Consider the following 18,031-nt stretch of genomic DNA (forward strand, 5'->3'; position numbering starts at 1 on the left):
TACAAAACGAAGGGGCGCCTGTATGAATTAGGACCGTGATAAACACCAAGCAGTTCGCCGTTATACTCGCGGCGGCAGGGCGTGCCCACAGTAAATTGCGGACGCGTCTCACCCCTCCCTGGAATAGTTGAGTATTGAAGTTGTTTTTTCCAGATCGACCACGCGTAACGGCTGATAAATTTTATTGGGGTTCGGCCCTCCGGGCTGAAGCTGTGGGCGCGCCATGCTGCGTTGCGGGACTTGGCAAGGAAACGACCCTTACCTGCGTCCCGCGCCTTGCCTGGCACGCCCACAGCTTCAACGCGACTCGCAATTTACTGTGGGCACGCCCTGGGGAGCCAGCATGATTTCTTTGCCGATTGATGAAGTTTTACCCGCCTTGCGTGAAGCCCTCGCTACACGCCACGAAGCCGTGCTCGAAGCACCGCCCGGCGCTGGTAAAACCACCCGCGTGCCCTTGGCCTTGCTTGATGAGCCGTGGCTGGCCGGGCAGACCATTCTGATGCTCGAACCGCGCCGGTTGGCTGCGCGGGCGGCGGCGGAGCGGTTGGCCAGTGAACTGGGCGAGAAGGTCGGTGAAACCGTTGGCTACCGCATTCGTCTCGACAGCAAAGTCGGCCCCAATACCCGCATCGAAGTGGTCACCGAAGGCATCCTCACCCGGCGCTTGCAGGATGATCCGGCGCTGGAAGGCGTGGGCTTGCTGATTTTCGATGAATTCCACGAACGCAGCCTTGACGCCGACCTGGCGCTGGCCCTGAGCCTGAATGGCCGGGAGCTGTTTCGCGACGATCAACCGCTGAAAATCCTCTTGATGTCCGCGACACTGGAAGGCGAACGCCTGGCCGGGTTGCTGGATGACGCACCGATCCTGCGCAGTGAAGGGCGCATGTATCCGGTGGCGATGCGCTGGGGTCGACCGTTTCAGCCCGGTGAATTTATCGAGCCAAGGGTGGTGCAGACCGTCCTCGACGCGCTGAACGATGAAACCGGCAGCCTGCTGGTGTTCCTGCCGGGGCAGGCCGAGATCCGTCGGGTGCATCAACAATTAGTCGATGCGTTGGGTGAGGGCACGCCGGTATTGCTTTGCCCGTTGCACGGCGAACTGGATCTGGCGGCCCAGCGTGCGGCGATTGATCCGGCGCCCGCCGGCAAACGCAAAGTGGTGCTGGCCACCAACATCGCCGAGACCAGCCTGACCATCAACGGTGTGCGCGTGGTGATCGATGCCGGGCTGGCGCGTGTGCCGCGTTTCGACCCCGGCAGCGGCATGACTCGCCTGGATACTCAACGCATTTCCAAAGCCAGCGCCACGCAGCGCGCGGGCCGGGCAGGGCGCCTGGAGCCCGGTGTGTGTTATCGCTTGTGGTCGCAGGATCAGCACGAGCAACTGGCGGCTTACGCCAGTGCGGAAATTCTCTCGGCGGACCTCGCCGGGCTGGCCTTGCAACTGGGGCGTTGGGGTGTGACGCCGGGGCAGTTGGTTTGGCTCGATGTCCCTCCGGCAGCCGCTTATGCACAGGCTCAGGATCTGCTTGAACGTTTGGGCGCGCTGGAGGGCGACGCACTGACTCGGCACGGACAGGCCATGGCCGAACTGCCGGCGCATCCACGGATCGCCCATTTGCTGTTGCGAGGCCACGCGCTCGGTCTCGCCGACATGGCCTGCGATGTTGCAGCACTGCTCGGTGAGCGGGATATCTTGCGTGGCGCTGGCGCGGATCTGCACAGCCGACTGGTGCTGCTGTCCGGCGAAGAACGGGCCGCACGCGGCGCTCAGGGTGGCGTGCAACGTGCCCGGCAACTGGCGCGGCAGTATCGCGGTTATCTGCGGGGTAAAGCGTCGGAACCGGTCGGTGATCCGGATCATCCTCGCTGGCTCGGTGCGCTGTTGGCGTTGGCCTATCCCGACCGCGTTGCCCAGCAGCGTCGTGCCGGTGGCGCGGAGTATCGTTTGGCCAACGGTCGCGCAGCGCTGTTTGCTGAAGCGGACAGCTTGATGAAGCAACCGTGGCTGGTGATCGCCGATCTGGGCAGTCGTCAGGGCCAGCGTGAAGAACGGATTTATCTGGCGACGGATTTCGATCCAGCGTTGTTCGATTCAGTGCTGGCCGAGCAGGTGCGTTGTGTCGATCAACTGGATTGGGATGAGCGCGAAGGTGTGCTGCGGGCCGAGCGTCAACGCAAGGTCGGCGAGTTGATCCTCAGCCGCGAACCGCTGACCGGTCTCGACGAAAACGCTCGCAGTCAGGCGCTGGTGAACCTGGTGCGGCGCAAAGGTCTGGAGCTGTTGCCGTGGACCCCGGAGTTGCGTCAGTGGCAGGCGCGGGTGGCGTTGTTGCGCCAGTTGGACCTTGGCAGTCAGGGCCAGAGCGAATGGCCGGATGTCAGCGACGCTGCACTGCTCAAAAGCCTTGAACACTGGCTGATGCCGTATCTGGGCAAAGTCTCGCGGCTCAGTCACTTTGCCAATCTGGACTTGTCGAGCATCGTTCACAATCTGCTGCCCTGGCCTCTGCCACAACGGCTCGAAGAGCTGGCGCCGCACCATTTGAGCGTGCCGTCGGGTTCATCGATTCGTCTGGATTACAGTGAACAGCCGCCGATTCTGGCGGTGCGTTTGCAGGAGCTGTTCGGCCTGGCCGAAACCCCGCGCATTGCCGGTGGCCGGCAAGTGGTCAAGCTTCATCTGCTGTCCCCGGCGCGGCGGCCGGTGCAGGTGACGCAGGACCTGGCGAACTTCTGGCGCAGCACCTACGCCGAGGTGAAGAAGGATTTGAAGGGGCGTTATCCGAAGCACTATTGGCCGGACGATCCGTTGGTGGCCGAGGCGACGGCGCGGATCAAGCCTCGTAAAAGCTGAAGATCAAAAGATCGCAGCCTTCGGCAGCTCCTACATTGGAATGCGATCCCTTGTAGGAGCTGCCGAAGGCTGCGATCTTTTTCACTAACGCCACAAATCTAAGGCGCTGCCGGCAACAGAAACCGCACAATCACCGGCAAATGATCGGAAATGCGCAACGTATCGTCCTGTCTCACCCTCGCCTCAACCCGTTTGATGTGCGGGCTGTAAAACAGATAGTCGACGGTCCGGTCCGGGCCGTTCAAGCCCGGGTCATTCGGGTAATGGGTCAGCCATTGTGCCCGGTCGATACCGCTGGCTTCGTTGTTGGTGGGGATCATCGGGTACTTGTCCCACAGCACATGCAGCGCGCTGTCGGCGGAGTAGGGCGTGCGTTGCTCGGCAGGCAGGCGTCGATACTGGCCCAGCGGCAACAGGTTGAAGTCACCACCGATCAGCCACGGCGTGCCACGACTTTCATACTTGTCGAGGACCTTGGCCACGGCTGTCACCTGGCGTTGCAAGGTTTCGTCGAACGCGGTGGTGGCACGGTCCAGATGGGTGTTGAACACGGCTATCTGGCTGCCGTTGCTCAATGGCAGGTGAGTGACCAGCAAGGCGTTTTTCGGCTTGAACTGACGGCTGATGAAATTGGCCGGTGCGACCGGTAATTGCAGGCGTTCGGCGTGTTCGATCTGGTAGCGACTCAGGGTTGCCAATTGCCGGCCAACGCTGCCGTAGAGGTGCGGTTCAGGCACGAAGTCGGCTTTCCAGTCGAAGGCCTGCACGGTGCATGGATACAGGTCGGTAACTCGATCCTGAAGCAGCTTGAGCTGGTTCTGATAGTCGCTGGCCTTGGCGCCGTCATCGAGTTCCTGCAACAGCACGATGTCCGGTTGCTCGTCGCGAATCACCCGCGCCACTTCGTCGAGGCTGAAGGCCATGTCTTCAGGCGTAGGGCTCTCGTCGTTTCCTGCAGCCAGGTCGTTCCAGAACACGTAGCGCTTGCCTGCCAGGTACTGGACGTTCCAGGTCATCACCTTCAGCGCCTGGCCGGGCGCCAATGTCGGCGCCTGGGCGTTGCAACTGACCGGCAGCACTTCCTTGGCCTGGGGGCGCCAGGTCAGGCTGTAGATCAGCAATGCAATCAGGCCAATGGCAATCAGCAGGCCCAGCAGGGTGTAGCGCAGTAGACGGGTCATGGCTCGGCTTATAGCGTTACAAAATTGACCCCGAGCATAACCGAGAGCAGCGCCCAAGCCCAAGGGTAGAGCGCTCAGAGCGCTCCGTCAGCTTTCTCGGGCGCATCGGCGATCAGCATGAACAAACGGAACACCACCACACTGGTGAACAGTTGCAGAAAGCTGTGGGCGCTGTCGATCAGCAGTGAGATCACCGGGTTCTGCGGGTCGGGGTAAACCGCCAGTGTCGCCCCCTTGAGCACCCACAGCGGGCCCATCACGCAGAGAATGCACACCAGAATGCGCAGGAAATGCCCGCGAGTCAGGCGCAGGCTTTCCTTCATTGCCGCCAGCGGTGCCAGGCCGCGCAGCACCAGCAGGTATTCAGCGAATGCGAGCGTCACCATCAGCCAGATGCCCGGCAGGAAATACAGCGACAGGCCAATCAGGATCAGCAGGGTATTGAGGGCGGTCAGCACGGCGAAACGCGGCCACAAGGTTGCGGAGGTCGCCAGCAGGTCGCGGATGCGCGGTGATTCACCACGGCTGCGGGCATCGAGAAACAGGATCAGCGCGGCGGTGTACAGCGGATACACAAGCAAGCCGACAATCACACTGATGCCGGGGAAGCTGTCCGGTTCCGTGGAGTGATCGACCAGTTGTTGCAGCAATGCCTCGAAAATCACCAGCGGCAGGCACAGCTGCACGATCTGGCTCAGATTGCGCTTGAAGAAATACAGAGAGTCACGCAGCACATCGAACGAATTCATCAGTCGGTATCGCAGGTTGAAAGCAGTGCCTCACTTTAACCGATCAAACCCTTTGGGGCGCAAACGTAAACGTTCGGTAAAGGTCATTGAAACATCCTGTATCAGCCCCATTACTGGTGAGCACCTTATCCACGGTGGATGAGGGCGACGATATTCCCGGCAATCTATGAGGTCGCCATGAACAGCGAAGAACAAACCCTGATCGATGGACTGTTTTCCCGGCTGCAACAGGCCGAAACGGATTCAGCCCCGCGCGACGCCCAGGCTGAAGCGCGGATCAAGGAACACCTGACTCGCCAGCCAGCGGCGGGCTATTTCATGACCCAGGCTATTCTGGTGCAAGAGGCAGCCATCAAGAGCCTCGACGAACAGAACAAGCAACTCACCCAACAAGTCCAGCAATTGCAGGCTGAACTGCAATCGGCCAAGGCGCAGACCGCGGCTCCGGCGCCGAGCAACGGCGGCTTTTTGTCGAGCATCTTCGGTGGTGGCTCCCGTGATCCGCAGCCTGCGCCGACTCAAAGCGCCGCTCCGTCGAATGGCGGCTGGCGTGAGCCGGGGCGGCCGTCGTTCAACTCGCAACCGCCACAGCAAAACTTCGGTGCGCCGGCTGCTCAGCAGAGTTTCGGAACGCCGCCTGCGCAAAATTACGCACCGCAACAGCCTGCCGGCAGCGGTTTCCTCGGTGGTGCGTTGAAAACTGCAGCGGGTGTGGCCGGTGGCGTGATGCTGGCGCAGGGCATCAGCAGCCTGTTCCAGCACCATCAGCAGCCGGAAGTGGTTGAAGTCATCAAGGAAGAACCGGCTCAGGTCAACGATCAGAGCGGCAGCGGCAATGGCTGGGGCGACGATCAGCGCGTGGCTGACAGTTCCAGCGATCAAGGCGGATTCGCCGACGCCGACTATAGCGATGACAGCTCATCGTTCTTCGGTGGCGACGACGATTCCTTCATCTGATACATCTATGGCGAGGGGGCTTGCTCCCTCGCCATATGGCCGATTATTCGCGGAACAATCCTTCGGGCTGGCATACTGGGCAACTTTTCGGGCCTGGTGCCTGATCCTGCCCGCGCTTCGGCACGCTAATGAGGATGTACGGTGAAAAAAATCGCAGTGTTCGCCGATGTCCAGAACCTCTATTACACCGTGCGTCAGGCTTATGGTTGCCACTTCAACTACGCCGCGCTGTGGGCTGACGTCAGTAAAGAAGGGCAGATCGTCGAGGCCTATGCCTATGCGATCGATCGTGGCGACAGCAAGCAGCAGCAGTTTCAGCAGATCCTGCGCAATCTCGGTTTCATCGTGAAGCTCAAGCCCTACATCCAGCGCAGCGACGGTTCGGCCAAAGGTGACTGGGACGTGGGCATCACCCTCGACATCATGGACGCCGCCGACCATGTCGACGAAGTGGTGCTGGCCTCCGGTGATGGTGATTTCGACATGTTGCTGGAACGCATCATCAGCAAGCACGGCGTGCAAGCGGTGGCCTATGGTGTGCCCGGTCTCACGGCCAATTCGCTGATCCGCGCTGCCAGCCGTTACGTGCCGATCGAAGGCGCGTTGCTGCTCAAGAATTGATTTTTACGGAGTTGAAACAGGTTTGGAACGCATAGCAGTCATCGACTTTGAAACCACCGGGCTCTCCCCGAGCAGCAGCTGCCGGGCCACGGAAATTGCCGTGGTGATTCTGGAACAGGGGCGCATCGTCGAGCGTTACCAAAGCCTGATGAACGCCGGCGTGCGGGTGCCGGCCTTCATCGAACAACTCACCGGCATCAGCAACGCCATGCTGCGCACCGCGCCCTCGGCCGAGCAGGTGATGAACGAGGTCAATGAATTCGTTGGCATCACACCACTGCTGGCGCATAACGCTGCGTTCGACCAGAAGTTCTGGGACTTTGAACTTGGGCGAATCAAGCGTACACGCCTGCAGAATTTTGCCTGCTCGCTGTTACTCGCCCGCCGCCTGATGCCCGCCGCGCCGGACCACAAACTCGGCACCCTCACCACTTTCGCCAGCCTGCCCAATACCGGAAAGGCTCACCGGGCCATGGCCGATGCCGAAATGGCGGCCAACCTGACGGCGCACTTGGCTGAAGAGTTGCGGCGCAAGCATGGATTGCGGGAGTTGTCCCATGAACTGCTCGTCAGTTTGCAGAAAGTGCCGGCGGCGAAGATCAATGAGCATTTGAAGCGGTATCGCGGGTTCTGACGGAAACACCACTGAACCCCTGTAGGAGCTGTCGAGTGAAACGAGGCTGCGATCTTTTGACTTTTAAGATCAAGATCAAAAGATCGCAGCCTCGTTTCACTCACAGCTCCTACGGGAGAACTACTTCCCATTTCCTTCCAGCTGCCCCAACGGCACACGCTTCTCGATGGCGCTGGACAGCACGATCGAGGTCTTGCTGAACCCGAACGTGGCGATCCGGTTGATCAACTCTTCCAGCTCCGGCATCGAGCCCACCGCCGCTTGCATGATCACGCACGGGTCGCCGGTGACGCGATGGCATTCGGTGAGTTGTGGGATTTTGATCAGTTCGTCGTAGGTTTTCTGGTTGCCGTGCTGGTTCAGGCGCAGTTCGATGACGCACTGGATCGGCAGGCCGAGTTTGGCCATGTCGACTTTCGCCTGGTAGCCGGTGATCACTCCGCAGGCTTCAAGTTTGGCCACGCGTTCGGCCACCGCCGGAGCGGACAGGTTCACCTTGCGCGCCAGTTCGGCGTAGGACGCACGACCGTTTTCCAACAGGGCGCTGAGGAGCATGCGGTCGTATTTGTCCATCATGGCATTCCTGAAAAAGACTGACTTTCGAAAGCACGGTTTATAGCGCTGAACTCCGTGTTTTGAAAAGTGTACCGGTGCGATAAACAGGTTTTGTAACTTATTTTCCGCCGTTGGCCTTTCTAGAATAGCTGCTCTCTTTGTCTTGTTCTCGAGCTGCCCATGCCTGGCATACGCCGTTTTTCCTTACCGCTGATCGCTGCTTTCTTCGCGCTGTACGTGATTTGGGGATCGACCTACCTGGTGATTCGAATCGGCGTGCAGTACTGGCCGCCGTTGTTGCTCGCCGGTATTCGCTTCGTGATCGCCGGTACATTGATGTACGCGTTCCTGCGCTGGCGCGGGGCACCTGCACCGACGTGGGCGCAATGGAAAGCGGCGGGGATCATCGGGATTTTGCTGCTGACGTGCGGTAACGGTGCAGTGAGCGTGGCTGAACACACCGGTGTCGCCTCCGGCGTTGCCGCGTTGGCGGTGGCGACGGTGCCACTGTTTACCTTGCTCTGCGGATATTTCTGGGGCGCGCGTAATACCCGTCTCGAATGGGCCGGGATTGTGCTCGGGTTGATCGGTATCGCCATGCTCAACCTCGGCTCCAATCTGCAATCGAGCCCGTTGGGTGCGGCGTTGCTGGTATTCGCGGCCGCATCCTGGGCTTTCGGTTCGGTGTGGAGCAAACACTTGCCGTTGCCACAGGGCGCGATGGCCAGTGCCGTGGAAATGCTGGTGGGCGGCGTGGTGTTGTTGATCGGCAGCGCGGTGAGCGGTGAGCATCTTGAGGCCATGCCGCCGATCGAAGGCTGGGCGGCGCTGGCGTACCTGACCGTCTTCGGTTCGATCATCGCCTTCAACGCCTACATGTACCTGTTGAAACATGTGCGTCCGGCGGCGGCCACCAGTTACGCCTACGTCAACCCGGCGGTAGCGGTGTTGCTGGGTATCGTATTTGTTGGCGAGACCATTGGTATTGAAGAAGCGCTGGCCATGACAGTGATCATCAGTGCCGTGGTGTTGATCGGATTGCCGCAGTGGCGCCGAGGTGTCGATCGGCCTGCGGTAGTGGTGCCGACAGAATCCCGCGCGAATTAGGGTAAACTGCGCGCCATTGCACACTCGTTTTGCACAACCGCGCTGAATTTTCCTACGGTACTCCCATGACTTTCGCCACCCTTGGCCTGATCGAACCCTTGCTGCGCGCTCTCGAGACGCTCGGCTACCAGACCCCTACGCCGGTGCAGACACAAGCGATTCCGGCGGTGCTGGCCGGTCGTGACCTGATGGCAGCAGCCCAGACCGGCACCGGCAAGACCGCCGGCTTCGCCTTGCCGCTGCTGCAATTGCTGGCCATGGAAGGGCCGAAAGTCAGCGCCAACTCCGTGCGCGCACTGATCCTGGTGCCGACCCGCGAACTGGCCGAGCAGGTTCACGAAAGCGTGCGTCAGTACGCCGAGAACCTGCCGTTGAGCACGTACGCGGTGTACGGCGGCGTCAGCATCAACCCGCAAATGATGAAGCTGCGCAAAGGCGTCGACCTGTTGGTGGCGACTCCGGGCCGCTTGCTCGACCTGTTCCGCCAGAACGCGCTCAAGTTCAACCAGTTGCAAACCCTGGTGCTGGACGAAGCCGATCGCATGCTTGATCTGGGTTTTTCCGAAGAGCTGGGGAATATCTATAAAGCCCTGCCGAAGAAACGTCAGACGCTGTTGTTCTCTGCGACCTTTTCCGATGCCATCCGCACGCTGGCCGGGCAAATGCTCAACGACCCGCTGAGCATCGAAGTCAGCCCGCGTAACGTCGCCGCCAACACCGTCAAGCAATGGGTGGTGACGGTGGACAAGAAGCGCAAGTCGGAGCTGTTCGTTCACTTGATGCGCAAGGGCAAGTGGAAGCAGGTGCTGGTGTTCGCCAAGACTCGCAACGGCGTAGACGCGCTGGTGGAAAAACTCCAGGGCCTGGGCATCAATGCCGACGGCATCCACGGCGACAAACCTCAGGCGACCCGTCAGCGGGCACTGGATCGTTTCAAGGCCAGTGAAGTGCAGATCCTTGTCGCCACTGACGTTGCCGCCCGTGGTCTGGATATCGAAGATTTGCCATTGGTGGTCAATTTCGACCTGCCGATCGTGGCGGAGGACTACATCCACCGCATCGGTCGTACTGGTCGTGCAGGCGCAACCGGGCAGGCTATTTCGCTGGTGTGTGCCGATGAAGTGAATCAGCTGTCAGCCATCGAGATGTTGACCCGTCAGACGTTGACTCGTCAGATGGAACAGGATTTCGAGCCTGAGCACCGCGTGCCGGATACCGATGCCAGCGGTCAGGTTGTCAAGAAGCCGAAAAAACCGAAGAAGCCCAAAACCTCCAGTGGCGGCAAGCGCAACCTGGGTAAATGGGTCGAGAGCGGTGATGCCTCGGCGCCGGAGCCTTCGATCAAGCCTGTGCGTAAAGTGCCGGTGTTTAACACCGGGCCGCGTAAACGTAAGCCTTGATTAAACGCTGCGCCGGTTAGACCGCTTTCGCGAGCAAGTCGAATCGTCGCACCGCCGCTCCCACATTAATCGCATTCTTCCTGAAAGAACTCGATCGAATGTGGGAGCGGGCTTGCTCGCGAAGGACGCGCCTCGGTCTCAATCCTTGTGCTTCAACCACTCCACCACCCCCAACCCAGCCGCTCGCCCACTGGCGAAACACGCGGTCAGCAGATAGCCGCCGGTCGGCGCTTCCCAATCGAGCATTTCACCCGCGCAGAACACGCCGGGCAGCTGCTTGAGCATCAAACGTTTATCCATCGACTCGAACATCACGCCCCCTGCGCTGCTGATGGCCTCGTCCAATGGCCGGGTTTTCACCAGCGTCAGCGGCAATGCCTTGATCGCCTTGGCCAGCAATGCCGGATCGGTAAAGTAGTCGGCCGGTGTCAGTTCGCGCAGCAACGCCGCTTTCACGCCATCAAGGCCAAGCTGACTGTGCAAGTGTTTGGACATGGAGCGTGAACCGCGGGGTTTGCTCAGCGCTGCCTGAATTTTATCCACAGGTTTGCCCGGCAACAGATCGAGGTGAATGGTTGCCGAGCCATGTTGATTGATCGATTCACGGATCGGTGCCGACAGGGCATAGATCAAACTGCCTTCAATCCCCGTGGCAGTGATCACACATTCACCGAGTCGCGGCACATCGTCATTGAGGCCAATGGCGATGTTTTTCAGCGGACTGCCTGCGAATTTGCTGACCATCAATTCGCTCCAGGCCTGCACCTCGAAGCCACAATTGCTCGGTTGCAACGGCGCCAGTCCTACACCGCGCTGTTCCAGCGGCAGCATCCAGGCACCGTCCGAACCGAGACGCGACCAACTCCCGCCGCCGAGGGCCAGTAAGGTCGCATCCACTTGAACGTGTTTTTCGCCTTCGGGACTGTCGATGCGCAAGTCACCGTTGCCATCCCAACCGAGCCAGCGATGGCGGGTGTGGATAACTACGCCGGCATCGCGCAGGCGTTTGAGCCAGGCCCGCAACAGGGGCGCGGCTTTCATGTCGGTGGGAAACACCCGGCCGGAGCTGCCGACAAAGGTTTCGATGCCCAGGTCATGAATCCATTGGCACAAGGCGTCGGCGCCGAAGGACCGTAACAACGGCGCAATCTGCGGCGCCCGTTCGGCATAGCGTGAGAGAAACGCCGGGTAGGCCTCGGAATGGGTGATGTTCATGCCGCCGACCCCGGCGAGGAGGAATTTTCGCCCCACTGAAGGCATGCCGTCGTACAGGTCGACTTTGATCCCCGCCTGGCTCAGCACTTCAGCCGCCATCAAACCGGCGGGGCCGCCGCCGATGATGGCGACGTGAGGGGGGAGGGGGGGCGAGGGCTGGGTCATGGAATGCGCTGCGGTCTGGCGGGATAGGGTGAGCATTCTACCAGCCCTGTCCCTTGTGGGAGCGAGCCTGCTCGCGATAGCGATGGATCAGTCGACATCGATATCGACTGTGAAGGCCTCATCGCGAGCAGGCTCGCTCCCACAGGAGTCATTGGTGTGTTCAAGAGCTGATCAAAAAACAACCACTCCGTTGCACGCTATAGGCAGCATGGCCTGCAGACCCTTTCACTCAGGTTATCCACAGGCGGTTCCACAGGCATTGTGGGTAAAGACCCATAGATCAATGACAACCTGATGACTGCCAGACCCGTTGGGCGCTGTGATGGAGGATTCCATGACGACGCGCCAAGGCCTTGCGGTCCTTGCTGTAGCCGCCGCCGATCACGCCGACCACCGGGATATCCCGGCCCAGGCAATGGCGCATCACGCTTTCATCACGAGCAGCGACGCCTTCGTCTGTCAGCTTCAGATAACCCAGTGCGTCGTCCTTATGTACATCGACGCCAGCGTCGTACAGCACCAGGTCCGGTTGGTAGAGCGGCAGCAAATAGTTGAGCGCGTCGTCCACTACCTTCAGGTAATCGGCATCGCCCATGCCCATCGGCAACGGAATGTCCCAATCACTTTCGGCTTTGCGTGCGGGAAAATTCTTTTCGCAGTGCAGGGAAACGGTCACTGCCTCTGGGGTGTTGTGCAGAATCCGTGCAGTACCGTCGCCCTGATGCACATCGCAGTCGAAGATCAGCACGCGATTCACTCGGCCACTTTCCAGCAGGTAATGGCTGATCACCGCCAGGTCGTTGAAGATGCAGAACCCGGCGGGATGGTCGTAATGCGCATGGTGAGTGCCACCAGCCAAGTGACAGGCCAAACCATGCTCCAGGGCCTGTTCGGCCGCCAGCAGCGAGCCACCGACCGCTCGCACCGTGCGCCGGGCCAGCGCTTCGCTCCAGGGCAGGCCGAGGCGTCGCTGGTCTTCGCGGGACAATTCGCCGCCCATGTAGCGCTCGATATACGCAGGGTCATGGGCGAGGGCGAGAATCTCTGGCGGGCAGAGGTCCGGGCGCAGCAAGTCGGTGTCGCGGGTCAGGCCACTGTCCACCAAGTGATCGCGCAGCAGGCGAAACTTGTCCATGGGGAAGCGGTGATCCGCCGGGAACTCGGGACTGTAGTCTTCGTGGTAGATCAATGGCAGGGGCATGGCTGATTTATACAGGAAGGCATGTAGGAATGAGTGAAGGATCCTACCAGCGATGTAGACTTGCGGGATGGGAAAGGGGGACGAGATGGAGCAGATACTGGAACTCGAAAGCGCACGACTGTTGTTACGGCAGTGGCGTGACGAGGATTTGCCGGCGTTTGCGGCGATGTGCGCCGATCCACAAGTGATGCGTTATTTTCCGGCACCCTTGAGTCGACTGGAAAGTGCCTCGTTGATCGGGCGGATTCGCGGGCATTTTGCCGAGCATGGTTTCGGCCTCTGGGCACTGGAGCGCAAGGACACCGGGGCGTTCATCGGCTTTACCGGCCTCGGCGTGGTCGGCTTCGATGCGCCATTCACGCCGGCCATCGAAATCGGTTGGCGCCTGGCGCGTGAACACTGGGGGCTGGGTTATGCCGGTGAAGCGGCGTGGACCGCTCTGCGCTGCGGGTTTGATCGGTTAGCGCTGCAAGAGGTCGTCGCCTTCACCACCAAGACCAATCTGCCATCCGAGAAAGTCATGCAAGCGATCGGCATGCACCATGCCCCCTTTGATGACTTCGAGCACCCGCGGCTTGCAGCCGATCATCCGCTGCGCCCGCACGTGTTGTACCGCATCACCCGTGAGCAATGGCTGCAAACCTTGCATGGATAAGCAGGCGCGGACGTTTACAATGGCCCTCATGTTGAACCGGGCCATAAACTGAATCGACCGCCGCAGCCAAGACTGCGCGGCATTGCGTTGTGTGAGGAGAGTCTGAATGAGCCAAGTGTTGGAAGATCTGGTAGACCTGCTGACCCTGGAACCGATTGAAGAAAACCTGTTCCGTGGCCGCAGCCAGGACCTGGGTTTTCGTCAGTTGTTCGGCGGCCAGGTACTCGGCCAGTCCTTGTCGGCGGCCAGTCAGACCGTCGAGCCGGCGCGCCACGTGCATTCGATGCACGGCTATTTCCTGCGCCCGGGCGATGCCAAATTGCCGGTGGTGTATCAGGTCGATCGGGTGCGTGATGGCGGCAGTTTCAGCACGCGCCGGGTGACGGCGATCCAGAAGGGCAATCCGATTTTCACCTGCAGCGCCTCGTTCCAGTACGACGAAGAAGGCTTTGAGCACCAGACTGAGATGCCGCAAGTGGTCGGCCCGGAAAACCTGCCGTCGGAGCTGGAACTCACCCAGCAGCGCGCGCACCTGATCCCTGAGCACATGCGTGAAAAACTGCTGTGCCCGAAACCGATCGAAGTCCGGCCGGTGACCGAAAAAGACCCCTACAACCCTCAACCTGCCGATCCCATCAAATACGTCTGGTTCCGCGCCGACGGTGTCTTGGCCGACACTCCGGCGCTGCACAAATACCTGCTGGCCTACGCGTCGGACTTCGGTCTGCTGACCACCTCGATGCTGCCCCACGGCAAATCGGTCTGGCAGAAAGACATGCAGGTCGCCAGCCTTGATCACGCATTGTGGTTCCACGCCGACCTGCGCGCCGATGACTGGTTGCTGTATGCCATGGACAGCCCGTGGGCCGGCAATTCGCGCGGATTCTCCCGCGGTAGCGTGTTCAACCGTGCCGGGCAACTGGTGGCTTCGGTCACTCAGGAAGGCCTGATTCGTCATCGCAAGGATTGGGCATGAGCCTGGCTGAGGTGCGGCACTGGGTGTTCGACATGGACGGCACCCTGACGGTGGCCGTGCATGACTTCGCGGCGATTCGCGTGGCGTTGGCGATTCCCGCCGAAGACGACATCCTGACCCACCTCGCGGCACTGCCGGCTGATGAAGCCGCGGCCAAACACGCGTGGCTGCTGGAGCACGAGCGGGATCTGGCGTTGGGTTCGAAGCCGGCGCCGGGCGCGGTGGAACTGGTGCGTGAGTTGGCCGGGCGCGGTTATCGTCTGGGCATTCTCACGCGCAATGCTCGCGAGCTGGCGCATGTCACGCTGGAGGCCATCGGCCTGGCCGACTGCTTTGCGGTGGAGGATGTACTGGGCCGCGATGAAGCACCGCCCAAGCCGCATCCTGGTGGGTTGCTGAAACTGGCCAAAGCCTGGAAAGTGCCGGCGCGCGAAATGGTGATGGTTGGTGATTACCGCTTCGATCTGGATTGCGGCCGGGCGGCGGGGACGCGGACGGTGCTGGTGAATCTGCCGGATAATCCGTGGCCGGAATTGACTGATTGGCATGCTGCCGATTGCGTGGCGTTGCGAGAAATGTTGCTGGCTTGAAGGCCCCATCGCGAGCAGGCTCGCTCCCACACTTTAATCTCCATGAAATGCAAATTTGCATCCGGCGCAGATCTACTGTGGGAGCGAGCCTGCTCGCGAAGGCGTCAGATCAGGCACCACAAAAACTCACAGACCAAACAACACCTTCTGCCCCTCAGGCGATGTAAACATCCCGTCCCCATTGTGCCCAACCCCGGGCACTTCGATCAGCTGCTGACTCAATCCTTGAGAATGGCGTCGCTTCAGATAATTGAAATAGTTGCGTCCACGAATCAATCGAGAAGCACCCTGGGCTTTGGCCTCACAACTTTTATCCAGCGCCGGATGATTCGGGTCGATGTCCTGCTGCCCGAGTAAATAAACGATGTCCCGTTTGACGTAGCTTTCTTCGAGTTGCGCAGGTGTTTGCCCATTGGCATAAGCGGGCAGATCCGCCAGCCCGTACTTCCAGCGATTGAAGTTCGGACACCCCGCGTGACTGAACGCCACTGGCCGTTGCTCATTGAAGTAGGCGTATGACGAAGGGTTGGCGATCACATAGCGCACTTTCACGCCCTCCGTGTCGAGGGCTGGCTGAGGGTGACCCAGCAAGGCATAACGCTGAACCACCTGAGCGCCGCCGGAGTGACCGGCGATGACGATTTGCTTAACGTCCGGAAACTGTCGCCGATCACCCAGCCGAGCGATGATTTCGTCGAGCGCCGCATAGGAACTCAGTGTAAACGGCGCAGTGGATAAGCCGCCGGCCATCCAGTCATTGCCTTGCCAGCGTAAAACGCTGTCAGACACCGGTTGGCTCGCAATGTCGGTTTCGTTGAGAAACTGCGGGGCGAGTACCAACGTGTTCGCGCTTTGCCCGGCCTGCTCGGCTGCGTGTTCGGCGCTTTTGCGGTAGGTTTCCGCATTGCGTAATCGACCATGGACGATGATCAGTACGCGTTCGATTTTCGCCGGCGTCGGGCCAATGCTCACAGCGATTTCCCCGGCGCTCAGCAGCAAGCGCCCGGAACTGATCGCCTTGACGCCCTGCTCGGCAGCCTGGGTGCTTGCGCAGGTGATTAACAGAACCAGCAGCCACTTACGCATCACAGATTCTTCGCGGCAAAGGTGTCGCACTGGCCAACCTGGCCTTGTGCGAATCCGGCCTTGAACCAGCGTACTCGCTGGGCCGAAGTGCCGTGGGTGAAGGAGTCCGGCACCACGCGGCCCTGACCTTGCTGTTGCAAGCGGTCGTCGCCGATGGCGTTGGCGGCGTTCAAGGCTTCTTCGATGTCACCGGGTTCCAGCCAGTTCAGACGTTTTTGCGCATTGTTGGCCCAGACGCCGGCCAGGCAATCGGCCTGCAATTCCTGGCGCACCAGCAAACCATTGTCGCCTTCCATCTGCCGGCCCTGTTGGCGAGCGGTCTCAATCTTCGCTGAAACACCGAGCAAGGTCTGCACATGGTGTCCGATTTCGTGAGCGATCACGTAGGCCTGGGCGAAGTCTCCCGCAGCGGAAAAACGTTGAGACATCTCTTGGAAGAAACTCATGTCGAGGTAGACCTTCTGGTCAGCGGGGCAATAGAAGGGGCCGGTTGCCGAAGTCGCCAGGCCGCAGGCCGAATTGACGCGATTGCTGAACAGCACCAGAGTCGGATCTTTATATTGCCGATCGGCCTGCTGGAAAATCTGGCGCCAGGTGTCTTCGGTATCGCCAAGGATCGAGCGCACGAATTCGGCCCCTTCATCATTGGCCGGTGGCGCCTTGCGGGTTTCGGTGGGGGCCGGAGCCGATTGCTCGCTCATCTGCCCGGTCAGTTGGCCGAGGATCTGCAGCGGGTCCTGGCCGGTGATCCAGCCGATCCCGACGATCAACAGGATTGCCGTCAGGCTCAGGCCCTTGCCTCCACCGAAGCGCATCCCACCGCCGCCCCCACCGACATCATCGCCACGAGCATCAACCACGTTGTCGCTGCGCCGGCCTTTTTTCCAAAGCATGGGGGGAATCCTCGTTGAACATGGTGATGAGTGTTGCTGGTGAGTAGGCGTGGCGCCAGTCCGGTCGTCCGTCTTTTGCTACGCACGGAATATTTCAGACTTGTATTGAACGCGGATAGTCCAGTGAATTCCTTCAGACGTCAGGTTTTTATCGAATGGGCGATGCTGTCTCGAAGTATGTATTCGACAAAGAGGGCGGCTATCGGACCCCTGGGTTCCAGATTTCGCATTCAGCGAGTTGTCTTCTAGAATCGGGCAAATTTCATGTGGAACTTCCCATGGCCGGCAGTCAGATCGAACGTGTTTTCAGCGTATTGGAAAGCCTCACCAGTGAACCTCGTGGCCTGCCGATGCAGACGCTGGCAGAGCAACTGGATATCCCCAAAAGCGCGACCCATCGCTTGCTCGCCGAGCTGATTCGGCTGGGCTATGTGCGGCAGAATCCAGAGAATTTGCGGTATCACCTGTCGACCAAGTTGGTGGCGCTGGGTTTCCGCTACCTGTCGAGTAGCGGCGCGGATATCGTTCAACCGGTGCTTGATCGCCTCGCCCATGAAACCGGTGAGCTGGTGCGCCTTGGAGTGATCGAAGGGGAGAGGCAGATCTGGATCGCCAAGTCCCAGGGCGCCCGATCCGGCTTGCGTTATGACCCGGACATGGGCCGCGATGCACCGTTGTTTTACACCGCGTCGGGGCATGCGTGGCTGGCGTGCATGAGCGATGCCGAGGCGTTGTCGCTGGTGGAACGCCAGGGCTTTGACCGGCCCAAGGACCTCGGGCCGAATGCACCGCGCTCCAACATCGAATTACTCGAACGCCTGCGTCTGGCAAGGGAGCAAGGCTATGCGTGGGTCGAGGAAAGTTCGGCGGTAGGCACATCGGCGATTGCAGCGGTGGTGCGCCATCCTGGGCACGGTCGGGTAATCGGCGTACTCAGCATTGCCGGGCCGAGTGCGCGGATGCCGGGCGCGCGGTTGCATGAACTGGCGCCGCTGTTGCTGAAGTTTGCCGAGGAGCTGTCGGCGGCGAGTCTGGCGTCGGAGTTGTTCGTCTAATCAGCCTGCACAGAAAAACAGTGTGGGAGCGAGCCTGCTCGCGATAGCGAACTTTCAGCCAATACAGATGTTGAATGTCAGCCCGTTATCGCGAGCAGGCTCGCTCCCACTGGTGTGAACTATGCGAA

The 18,031-nt window shown here is 60.3% G+C and carries 17 protein-coding genes; 10 read left to right on the forward strand and 7 right to left on the reverse strand.

Annotation, left to right across the window (positions count from 1 at the left end; all coding sequences use genetic code 11):
* The first annotated feature begins 343 nt into the window (after positions 1-343).
* A complete protein-coding gene (gene hrpB, locus BK662_RS17715) occupies positions 344-2,863 on the forward strand; it encodes an ATP-dependent helicase HrpB (protein WP_123359115.1) in 2,520 nt (839 codons plus the stop codon).
* Positions 2,864-2,961: 98 nt separating this feature from the next.
* Here hrpB and BK662_RS17720 read toward each other — a convergent pair whose 3' ends face one another.
* Together BK662_RS17720 and BK662_RS17725 are read right to left on the reverse strand one after the other, a co-directional pair.
* The gene (locus BK662_RS17720; protein WP_123359116.1) at positions 2,962-4,044 is read right to left on the reverse strand and encodes an endonuclease/exonuclease/phosphatase family protein; all 1,083 of its coding nucleotides are present in this window, start codon (positions 4,042-4,044) and stop codon (positions 2,962-2,964) included.
* A 74-nt stretch (positions 4,045-4,118) separates the two neighbouring features.
* Positions 4,119-4,793 (reverse strand): YciC family protein, encoded by a 675-nt coding sequence (locus tag BK662_RS17725; RefSeq protein ID WP_123359117.1) that lies wholly within the window; start codon positions 4,791-4,793, stop codon positions 4,119-4,121.
* Positions 4,794-4,970: 177 nt separating this feature from the next.
* Between BK662_RS17725 and BK662_RS17730 the strand changes: the two genes are divergently transcribed.
* The 3 genes from BK662_RS17730 to BK662_RS17740 all read left to right on the forward strand — a co-directional run bounded on the left by BK662_RS17730 (position 4,971) and on the right by BK662_RS17740 (position 7,005).
* Entirely contained in the window at positions 4,971-5,750 is a 780-nt protein-coding gene (locus BK662_RS17730) for a DUF2076 domain-containing protein (RefSeq protein WP_123359118.1), read from the forward strand.
* A 141-nt stretch (positions 5,751-5,891) separates the two neighbouring features.
* Positions 5,892-6,371, forward strand: a complete 480-nt coding sequence (locus BK662_RS17735) for a LabA-like NYN domain-containing protein (protein ID WP_030129509.1) — start codon at positions 5,892-5,894, stop codon at positions 6,369-6,371.
* A 22-nt stretch (positions 6,372-6,393) separates the two neighbouring features.
* A complete protein-coding gene (locus tag BK662_RS17740; protein WP_123359119.1) occupies positions 6,394-7,005 on the forward strand; it encodes a 3'-5' exonuclease in 612 nt (203 codons plus the stop codon).
* A 120-nt stretch (positions 7,006-7,125) separates the two neighbouring features.
* Here the strand turns inward: BK662_RS17740 and BK662_RS17745 are convergent, their stop codons facing one another.
* A complete protein-coding gene (locus BK662_RS17745; RefSeq protein WP_123359120.1) occupies positions 7,126-7,578 on the reverse strand; it encodes an Lrp/AsnC family transcriptional regulator in 453 nt (150 codons plus the stop codon).
* A gap of 162 nt (positions 7,579-7,740) precedes the next feature.
* On the opposite strand from BK662_RS17745, the gene yedA reads away from it, so the two are divergent.
* Positions 7,741-8,667, forward strand: coding sequence for a drug/metabolite exporter YedA (gene yedA, locus BK662_RS17750; protein WP_123359121.1), 927 nt, complete (start codon positions 7,741-7,743; stop codon positions 8,665-8,667).
* A 65-nt stretch (positions 8,668-8,732) separates the two neighbouring features.
* Positions 8,733-10,067 carry an RNA helicase RhlE1 gene (gene rhlE1, locus BK662_RS17755; RefSeq protein WP_038981420.1) on the forward strand — a complete coding sequence of 445 codons (1,335 nt, stop codon included), beginning with the start codon at positions 8,733-8,735 and terminating at the stop codon, positions 10,065-10,067.
* A gap of 138 nt (positions 10,068-10,205) precedes the next feature.
* Here rhlE1 and BK662_RS17760 read toward each other — a convergent pair whose 3' ends face one another.
* Both BK662_RS17760 and BK662_RS17770 read right to left on the reverse strand, forming a co-directional pair.
* Positions 10,206-11,447, reverse strand: a complete 1,242-nt coding sequence (locus BK662_RS17760; protein WP_185047151.1) for a TIGR03862 family flavoprotein — start codon at positions 11,445-11,447, stop codon at positions 10,206-10,208.
* 280 nt (positions 11,448-11,727) lie between these two features.
* Positions 11,728-12,648 (reverse strand): histone deacetylase family protein, encoded by a 921-nt coding sequence (locus BK662_RS17770; RefSeq protein WP_038981422.1) that lies wholly within the window; start codon positions 12,646-12,648, stop codon positions 11,728-11,730.
* Positions 12,649-12,733: 85 nt separating this feature from the next.
* On the opposite strand from BK662_RS17770, the gene BK662_RS17775 reads away from it, so the two are divergent.
* The 3 genes from BK662_RS17775 to BK662_RS17785 all read left to right on the forward strand — a co-directional run bounded on the left by BK662_RS17775 (position 12,734) and on the right by BK662_RS17785 (position 14,869).
* Positions 12,734-13,303, forward strand: a complete 570-nt coding sequence (locus BK662_RS17775; RefSeq protein ID WP_123359123.1) for a GNAT family N-acetyltransferase — start codon at positions 12,734-12,736, stop codon at positions 13,301-13,303.
* A 106-nt stretch (positions 13,304-13,409) separates the two neighbouring features.
* A complete protein-coding gene (tesB, locus tag BK662_RS17780) occupies positions 13,410-14,279 on the forward strand; it encodes an acyl-CoA thioesterase II (RefSeq protein ID WP_123359124.1) in 870 nt (289 codons plus the stop codon).
* Positions 14,276-14,869 (forward strand): HAD family hydrolase, encoded by a 594-nt coding sequence (locus BK662_RS17785; protein ID WP_123359125.1) that lies wholly within the window; start codon positions 14,276-14,278, stop codon positions 14,867-14,869. The genes tesB and BK662_RS17785 overlap by 4 nt, the downstream gene beginning before the upstream one ends.
* 126 nt (positions 14,870-14,995) lie before the next feature.
* Here BK662_RS17785 and BK662_RS17790 read toward each other — a convergent pair whose 3' ends face one another.
* Both BK662_RS17790 and ypfJ read right to left on the reverse strand, forming a co-directional pair.
* Positions 14,996-15,955, reverse strand: a complete 960-nt coding sequence (locus BK662_RS17790) for an alpha/beta fold hydrolase (RefSeq protein WP_123359126.1) — start codon at positions 15,953-15,955, stop codon at positions 14,996-14,998.
* Positions 15,955-16,848: a KPN_02809 family neutral zinc metallopeptidase gene (gene ypfJ, locus BK662_RS17795; RefSeq protein ID WP_123359127.1), complete on the reverse strand. Its 894-nt coding sequence runs from the start codon at positions 16,846-16,848 to the stop codon at positions 15,955-15,957. Before ypfJ ends, BK662_RS17790 begins: the two co-directional genes overlap by 1 nt.
* A gap of 278 nt (positions 16,849-17,126) precedes the next feature.
* Between ypfJ and BK662_RS17800 the strand changes: the two genes are divergently transcribed.
* The gene (locus BK662_RS17800) at positions 17,127-17,903 is read left to right on the forward strand and encodes an IclR family transcriptional regulator (RefSeq protein ID WP_123359128.1); all 777 of its coding nucleotides are present in this window, start codon (positions 17,127-17,129) and stop codon (positions 17,901-17,903) included.
* The last annotated feature ends 128 nt before the right edge of the window (positions 17,904-18,031 follow it).

It is taken from the genome of Pseudomonas frederiksbergensis, assembly GCF_003732275.1.
Classification (GTDB): Bacteria; Pseudomonadota; Gammaproteobacteria; order Pseudomonadales; family Pseudomonadaceae; genus Aquipseudomonas; species Aquipseudomonas frederiksbergensis_H.